Annotated in this window: 1 protein-coding gene; it reads left to right on the top strand. The window is 57.4% G+C overall.

All coding sequences use genetic code 11. The features are described 5' to 3' along the window. Window positions 1-1,922: T9SS type B sorting domain-containing protein (locus tag CHU92_RS03760; protein ID WP_129583001.1), on the top strand; the 1,922-nt coding region annotated here is incomplete at both ends.

Below are 1,922 nucleotides of genomic sequence, written 5' to 3' on the forward strand. Positions count from 1 at the left end.
GGCTGCTACAACCTCACCAGTTTTGAGTTGGAGATAGGCCGTCCGCTACAGCTGACGACCCCGGCTCCACTGACCTTGTGTGATGACGCGCTTCCGAACGACGGGGTTCGTGTATTTAACCTTCGTGACCGTGAGGATGCGATACTGGGTCCTTTTGGTGTAGGCCAGGGATATATAGTTACGTATTATGAGAGCCAGTCGGCTTTGAACAACGAGAACCCGATAGCCAACCCTGAGGCATGGCAGAACCCTTCGGGCCCTGGAGGCAACCCGAAGACACTGTTTGTGAAGGTTACCAGCCCTGAAGGCTGCCGGAGCTACACGACCCTTACCATCAGGGTACTTCCCCTCCCGCGCCCGGATACCACCCCTGATGCCCTTGAGTTGTGTGATTTAGGCTCGGACGGCACGGAGAACTTCAACCTGGGCTTAGCCGCGGCCGATATCAGGGATAATGACAATACGGTAGTGCTGAGTTACCACACTACGGCTCAGGACGCTGCCAACGACACCAATGCGATAGCGAATTTCACCTCGTACCCGAGCGGTTCGGCCACGATATATGTAAGGGTAGAGGCCAATACGAATAACCCGTCTGACCCGGTTTGCTACCAGGTAGTAACCCTTAATCTGGTGCTTAACCCGCTACCGGTGCTGGGCAATGCGGGTGTTATCCCCCCTCTGGCCCAGTGCCAGGTGAACTATACCGGTGTACACACCTTCCTGCTGAACAGCCACAACGCTGCGGTACTGGGCAGCCAGGGCCCTTCGGGCTACACGGTGCGCTACTATGCCAGCCAGGCCAATGCCCAGGCGGGCAGCCCTGCACTGGCGAACCAGTATACCAACACCACGCCGCTCTCGGATGTGTTGTGGGTACGTGTGGACAACACGGCCACGGGATGCTTTGCCATCGGCAGCTTCAGGGTGCTGGTGGAGCGCAGCGCCATAGCCAATGAGCCTTCCAACGCGCCGTTCCAGGTGTGTGACACCCAGGGCGCCAACGATGGCTTTATGACCTTTGACCTTACGCAGGCCGCAGCGCAAGTGCTGGGCACGCAGGATCCTGCGCAATATGAGATAAAGTATTATACCAGCGAGGCTGATGCCAACGCGGGCGTGAACGCTATAGCCGACCCTACGGCCTACACCAATGATTCGCTTACGGACACGGTTTGGGTACGTGTGACCAACATAAGCACGACGACCCGTTGCTATGCCCTGGCCACGATAGACATAGTTGTGGAGATACGCCCTGAGCCGGAGATCAGCACCGAGGGCGGCCTCAACGCGCTGTGCTTTGACTATGGGTCAACAACCCCTGTAGCGCCGCTGGTACTCAGCTCGGGCATTGATACCCCGGGTTATACCTTCCAGTGGTACCTTGACGGTGTGGCCATAGCCGGCGCTACGGGCGCCAGCCACGGAGCGGTGAGGGAAGGCAGCTACCGGGTAGTGGCCTTTGGGCCTGGCCCCCGCAACTGCGAGTCGGACCTTTCGGCAGCCTTTGAGGTTATCAAGTCGGGTAAGGCCTCCATCGCTGCGGGCAGCATTGGCTACACCGTTAGCAACGCCTTCAGCGACAGCCAGACCATTACGGTTACTGTGGTGGGCTACGGCAACTATGAGTACCAGCTGGGCCTTGGCGGGGTATGGCAGGACAGCAATGTGTTCACTGATGTAAGGGCCATAGCCGGTGGTTATACGATTACGGTGAGGGACAAGAACAGTGGGGGTTGCGATGACCTGGTAATAGAGGACGTTAAGGTAATTGACTACCCGAGGTTCTTCACCCCGAATGGTGACGGCTACAACGATAGGTGGAATATCATCGGGCTGGATACAGCGCTCAATGCTGATGCGAAGATTTACATCTTTGACCGCTACGGCAAGCTGGTGAAGCAGATAAGTTCTGGTGGCAT

Origin of the sequence: Flavobacterium cyanobacteriorum (assembly GCF_002251835.1) — a bacterium.
GTDB classification, from domain to species: Bacteria; Bacteroidota; Bacteroidia; order Flavobacteriales; family Flavobacteriaceae; genus Flavobacterium; species Flavobacterium cyanobacteriorum.